This window comes from Cetobacterium sp. (assembly GCF_051653945.1).
GTDB lineage: Bacteria > Fusobacteriota > Fusobacteriia > Fusobacteriales > Fusobacteriaceae > Cetobacterium_A.
This window is the reverse complement of sequence record NZ_JBOFXD010000057.1, coordinates 1-5811: the sequence shown is the minus strand read 5'-3', so window position 1 is coordinate 5811 and position 5811 is coordinate 1. Positions and strand designations below refer to the sequence as shown.

The window sequence follows — 5811 nt, the reverse complement described above, 5'->3', positions numbered from 1 at the left end:
AAGATGGAAATAACTCTAATTAGATTACTTGAGAAAATCTTTGAATGAAAAATGGTCGAAATACATTGAAAATAAAGGGGTCATCAATGGTCAGAAAAATCCTTAGCGTTGTTATTCCGCGTTTTCCTGACGGGACCCCTATTATTGTTTGAAATTTAGATTAACTATATTATAATGAAAAAGAGAGAAACTACTGTTTCTCTCTTTTATTACTTACAAATTCTATTTCAGAGTGATTAATTATCCTTGGTTTAGGATATTTCATCTCTTCTTTTGGTTTATTTGAATTACTATAAAGTGTGTGAGTGTTGTTTACCGCCAAAAGCGTACCAAGTAGATTAAAAACTGCATAGATCAGTTTATACACTTTTGTGCTGTTGGCCCACATTTTTACTCCTCAGGAGCTGTTTCAACAAAGTAGTTAAAAGCCATTAACTCAGCTTTTTCTATCTCAATTCTATCCAAAGAATTCTGAGATATTTTAATCTCTTTTTCAATTTGCTCTTTCCATTCAGAGTAACTTCCATATGGACTTGAAGCTGGTAATGGCTCTCCATCAAGTTCTTGTTGCTCAATGTGAGATAGAGCAGCTTGATCATCAGCTAACTCCTTTAAGTAAGCCACTTCTCTTTCAATACTTTTTTCTGTTTTAGCAATAACTCCTTCTAGTGCTATTTTTGCTCCAGCTACTGTAATAGACATAAATATCGACCTCCATTTTTTTATTTAGGGGATCTAATACGGGGGATATTAGAAATTACCCTATAAAGATTAAATATGAAATTTTTTATATTATTTTTATTATCGGGTTGTATGTGTTTTCAGTATTTGATTTATTATATATGATCTTGTTTTATTTTCTTCTTTAGCTTTCTCATCTATTTTTGTTAAAAGGTACTTAGAGATTCTTATGCTCACAATAGGTTTAAAATGATTTATATTTTTTGATTTCAATGTTACCTCCCTAATTTTTTTATTTTAGGTAACTTTTTTCTGCTACTAGTAGTATACTTTTGATTGTTCAATAAGTCAACTTAATATGCAATTTGTATTACACTTTTTGCGTTTTTTGTTCATAAAAAATTGATTTTGAAAAATTTAAATGGTATATCTTAAATATAGATTTTATCTAGGGAGGTGGCCTTTGCATTTTTTCCATGAGAAACTAGCAGCTAAAATAGGAATTAACGAAGCTATTTTTTTACAAAACATCTATTACCTTTGCAAAAATAATCTACTTAAAGAAAAAATTGATAAAAATCTGAATATATCAATCACTATGTCTAGAACCAATATTTTAGAATATCAAGAATATTTCTCCTACGCAACGATTAGAAGCATTACTAAAAAGTTAATTAACTTGAATCTTATTGAAGTTAATCAAATATATAAATCTATGACGAACTCTCTCTCCTACTCTTTAACGCCAAAAGGGTGGTCAATTATGTTTTTTTTAGAGAAACCAGGAGAGAGGAAAAAGATTGAGTCAGCATCTGCTAAATTTGACAATACCCATCTGTCAAAATTCACAGAACAACTGTTAAAAAAGTCAAAAGATGTGTTAAATCTCACAGATCTTCTGTCAAATTCAGGGGAAGACCTGCTAAAACTAGCAGATATAATAATAGAATATAGAAACCTTATAGAAGATAATAGAAATATAGAAAAAATGGAATCTGAAAATATAGAAAATTTTCAACAATATTTTTGTGAGATAGAAGAAAGTATTTCTCAAAATTTAGTTTTGAAAAAACGTATAGAAAAAACTTTTAAAGATGTAAAAAATTATATGAGTCAAATTATAATTCCAGCTATAGAAAAATTTGGGATATTAAAAGTCGTAGAAGCTATTAAAAAAACTGTTTCTGAATTTTTACCAAGCTATAGTCCTGTTTTTTATTTTTATGCGAATATTTATATATTAAATGTTTATTAAAATGATTGTTATTCAGAATAATTATTAGAAATATAGAAAAATGGATATTTAAAAAGGGATGACTTAAAAAATCATCCCTAAAAAATATAAAATATTACTCTAAATTTTTTAAAGTTTACACAAAATTTGAAGAAGCCTCGGTTATGAGGCTATATTAAATCATCATTTAATTATTAATTTTATTTTTAACAAAATTTAATATATCTAATGCTTCGTTTTTGGCTTCTTCTAATATATCATGGGTAGGAACTAATCCATATCCTGTATCCATATACCTAAATATAGTAGCATATGGTGTCAATTTTTCACAAGCATCATACAATACTTCAAAATCTAAGTCTATATTTATACAACTATCTAAAATACTTGTTAAATCGTGAGTTTTAGGAGTTTTATTTTTATGAAAAATCAAAAAAGCTTTTAATGCTTTCTCTCCAGCCTGTTGATAATGATAAATTGCTGATTCTTCAAGTTCGTTTTCATATAAAATTTTTCCTGATTGAAAATCACGTTCAGCTTTAAATAACATTATTTCATGATCTTTAATTGGCTTCATATAATAAGTACCCCTTATTTAAAATTTCATTTTCTATTAAATGATTTTTTTGAGCATTACCTAAAAATTCTAATTCATTTTCCACAATTAAATCTTTTGGAAATCCAATTCCCCTTAAAGCCTTTAGTCCTTTTCTCATCTCCAATATTTTATTATCACACTTTTCTAAAATAACTAATATGTCCAAATCGCTATCTTCATTAGGAGTACCCCAAGCATATGACCCAAATATATATATTTTTTTAGGATGAAACTCTTTAACTAATCTTTCTTTAACTTGTTCTATTTGTTTTAAATTAATCATTTTAAGCCTCCAGTTTTTCAGACTAACTTATAGCTAATATATTCTTCTCTAGGTTCTAATTGTATTCTTAATTATAACTCAATTTCCTTTAAAAATCAACGTCCTACTATATCTCTGTGTATTGCAACTTTTTTTCAGTAGCACTCCAGGACTTTTAAAGAGCACCACCATTTTTTCTTGATATCATAACTATTCTATAGATTATCCTTATAAGTTATAGTAAAATATAATAAATAAAATTCGAGTAGGAGAACTAAATGGAATATATATCACTTAAATTTGTACATAGGAGGGGGGAGTATGGAAACAAATAAAATATATAAATCTAAACAGAATAGAAGTTCTATTATTAGAATAATTTTATCCAACTACGATATGGTAGGTATAAAAGAGCTGAAAGTGCTGTATCAAAAACAAGGGGGCGTTGATACTTTCAACTTAGAGTCATACATAGATTTACTCTCTAGAAAAGTGATTATAAAAAGTTTTAAAGCTAAAGAGAAAGAGAGAAATAGATATAGTTTTTCATATGACACCAAGGGAAACTCTCCTGGAGTTAAAAGCAACTTTATCATCACTAAATTTGATAAAATTTTAAATAAAGAGATTCGAAAATATAAAGTAACATTAAGTTTAAAAGAAAAAACTACCAATGTTATCCTTGCTGAAATAGAGGATCAAATGGAGGAACAGAAAAAAGAGGTTAATGGAGAGAGAACAAAACTAAGAAATAGAGCCTCTAAAACAGAAAGAAAACTTTTATCTAAAGAGGTTTGCCAAAACTACTCTGAAATAGCTAGAGTTCCTATAGAGGAGATAGACTCATTGAAAATCTATAGGGTTAAACGATTCCTAAACTATCGTTCAAACCTTCTAATATACTTTGCACTAATAAATGATTTTTTATGTGCTCCTTTAAAAACTGAGGGCGTTACAGAGGTCTGGAAGATCTCTAAAAATGATGCCTCTTTGTCAGATGAGAGATTAGAAAAAATTACAGACCATGTTTATAGCACTCTCTCAAAAGAGATTGAAAATAGAGTTAATCAACTGGAAAAAAGAATTTCTAAAAATAACAAAGAGATTGAGGAGCTAAAAGCACTATGTAGTCATAAAAACGGAAATAAACGAAAAATTGAGCAGCTAGAGTTGTTAAATAGAAGTTTGAAGATTAAAATGTCAGAGCTCTCTGGATACAGCTCTAAAGAGAATCTAAAGCAGGACCTTAAAAAAATTGTAGAGATTTTTTCTGAGTTTAGACACGCTTTAATGCATTATGACTACATGTACTTTGAGAATCTCTTTGAAAATAGAGGTTGTGACAATCTTAAAAACCTTCTTGATTTAAACTTCTTCAGATATACAAAACTTATAGAGGAGTTTAAAGTTGAAAATAAAACTAACTACTTAGATGGGGATGAAAAACTTTCTGTTTTAGGTAAACCTAAAAATATAAAAAAATTATACTCATACTACAACACTTTGTGTAGTAATAAAAGTGGATTTAATAAATTTATAAATACATTTTTTACTTGTGATGGTGTGGAAGACGCTGATTTTAAAAAGTTAATTGTTGAAAATTTTGAGAATGAGATGAATGTTGTTAGAGGTGTTTCTAAAAAAAATGATCTTTCAAAAAAGAACTTAAATCGAATGGAGTCACATTTTAAACTGATGAAAAACACTCCATACTTTTGGGATATTCATACATCTGATATCTATAAAAAACTGTATAGCAAAAGAAAAAAAAGAGTAGAAGAGTACAATAAAGAGATTAATGGAATTAAAAGCAAAACTAGGATAACAAATATTAATTCTGAGCTTTTAGAACTTAAAAAGCAGATGGAAGAGATCACTAAAAATAGCTCTCTATTTAGATTAAAATATAAGCTTCAAATTGCTTATGCCTTTTTAATGGTTGAGTTTAATGGGAATCTAAAAGATTTTAAGAATAAGTTTGATCCAACTGATTTAAAAAAAATCCAGGAGTATTTGAAGAAAAAAGAGGAGTATCTAAACTTTAGGGTGCCTAAAGTTAAAAGCGGAGAAAAGAACCTCTTTGCCCTTGGGAAGTTAGAAAACCAACTAAAGAGGATACAAGATGAGTTTAACAAAAGAGATAGTTTGTATTTAGATGTTGATTCAAAAAATAATCTATTTAAATTTTATATTTTAAACTATCTGCTATTACCTATCGAGTTTAAAGGGGACTTCTTGGGATTTGTTAAAACACATTATTATAATATAAAAAATGTGGATTTTTTAGATGAAAGTGACGAAAGTTTAACTGATGAAAAGCTCGACAAAAAGTTGAAGGAGTTAGCTGATGATGGGTTCTTTCACAAGATTCGTCTCTTTGAAAAAAATATAAAAAATTATGAGATTATAAAATATTCTATATCTAAACATGAGGATATGAAGAGGTACTTTGAGTTGTTAGGACTCAATGTTAAGTATCTAGAGTATAAGTCCACTGATGAAGTTGGAATATTTAATAAAAATATGTTGCTCCCTATTTTTAAATACTACCAAAATGTATTTAAACTTTATAATGATATAGAGATTCATGGGCTTTTAAAACTTGCTCAAAATAAAAGTATCAATTTAGAAAACGCCCTAGCTTTTGTTAAAGGGAAAGGGAAAAATAGCTTTTTGAATTTTTCTAATTTATTAAAGAAAATTAATGCAAAAGGTTATAAAAATGAAGCTGAAATTAGAAACTCCATTGCTCACTTAAATTTAAAAGAGTTAATCGTAGACCTCTTTACAAATGAATTGGACCTTAATAAAAATGTTAGAGCTGCTATTGAATTTTCCTTAGATAATAAGCTGAATAAAGTTGATTTAGGGATGGATTTTGTGAATGACTACTATATGGGGTCCCGTCAGGAAAACGCGGAATAACAACGCTAAGGATTTTTCTGACCATTGATGACCCCTTTATTTTCAATGTATTTCGACCATTTTTCATTCAAAGATTTTCTCAAGTAATCTAATTAGAGTTATTTCCATCTT

General features: G+C 28.0%; 7 protein-coding genes. 2 read left to right on the top strand and 5 right to left on the bottom strand.

What is annotated here, in order from left to right; translation table 11 throughout:
- Nucleotides 1-190 precede the first annotated feature (190 nt).
- From ACRC8M_RS06515 to ACRC8M_RS06505, 3 genes are all read right to left on the bottom strand, one after another.
- Nucleotides 191-388, bottom strand: a complete 198-nt coding sequence (locus tag ACRC8M_RS06515; RefSeq protein ID WP_438528392.1) for a hypothetical protein — start codon at nt 386-388, stop codon at nt 191-193.
- Between the two features lie 2 nt (nt 389-390).
- Entirely contained in the window at nt 391-702 is a 312-nt protein-coding gene (locus ACRC8M_RS06510) for a hypothetical protein (protein WP_438528391.1), read from the bottom strand.
- Nucleotides 703-801: 99 nt separating this feature from the next.
- Nucleotides 802-954 (bottom strand): ribbon-helix-helix protein, CopG family, encoded by a 153-nt coding sequence (locus ACRC8M_RS06505; protein WP_438528390.1) that lies wholly within the window; start codon nt 952-954, stop codon nt 802-804.
- A gap of 190 nt (nt 955-1144) precedes the next feature.
- Here ACRC8M_RS06505 and ACRC8M_RS06500 point away from each other — a divergent pair, with 190 nt between their 5' ends.
- Nucleotides 1145-1936, top strand: a complete 792-nt coding sequence (locus ACRC8M_RS06500) for a hypothetical protein (RefSeq protein WP_438528389.1) — start codon at nt 1145-1147, stop codon at nt 1934-1936.
- A gap of 166 nt (nt 1937-2102) precedes the next feature.
- Here ACRC8M_RS06500 and ACRC8M_RS06495 read toward each other — a convergent pair whose 3' ends face one another.
- Nucleotides 2103-2492 carry a HEPN domain-containing protein gene (locus ACRC8M_RS06495; protein ID WP_438528388.1) on the bottom strand — a complete coding sequence of 130 codons (390 nt, stop codon included), beginning with the start codon at nt 2490-2492 and terminating at the stop codon, nt 2103-2105.
- Nucleotides 2479-2796: a nucleotidyltransferase domain-containing protein gene (locus ACRC8M_RS06490; protein ID WP_438528387.1), complete on the bottom strand. Its 318-nt coding sequence runs from the start codon at nt 2794-2796 to the stop codon at nt 2479-2481. The genes ACRC8M_RS06495 and ACRC8M_RS06490 overlap by 14 nt, the downstream gene beginning before the upstream one ends.
- Nucleotides 2797-3096: 300 nt before the next feature.
- On the opposite strand from ACRC8M_RS06490, the gene cas13c reads away from it, so the two are divergent.
- Entirely contained in the window at nt 3097-5700 is a 2604-nt protein-coding gene (gene cas13c, locus ACRC8M_RS06485) for a type VI-C CRISPR-associated RNA-guided ribonuclease Cas13c (RefSeq protein ID WP_438528386.1), read from the top strand.
- The last annotated feature ends 111 nt before the right edge of the window (nt 5701-5811 follow it).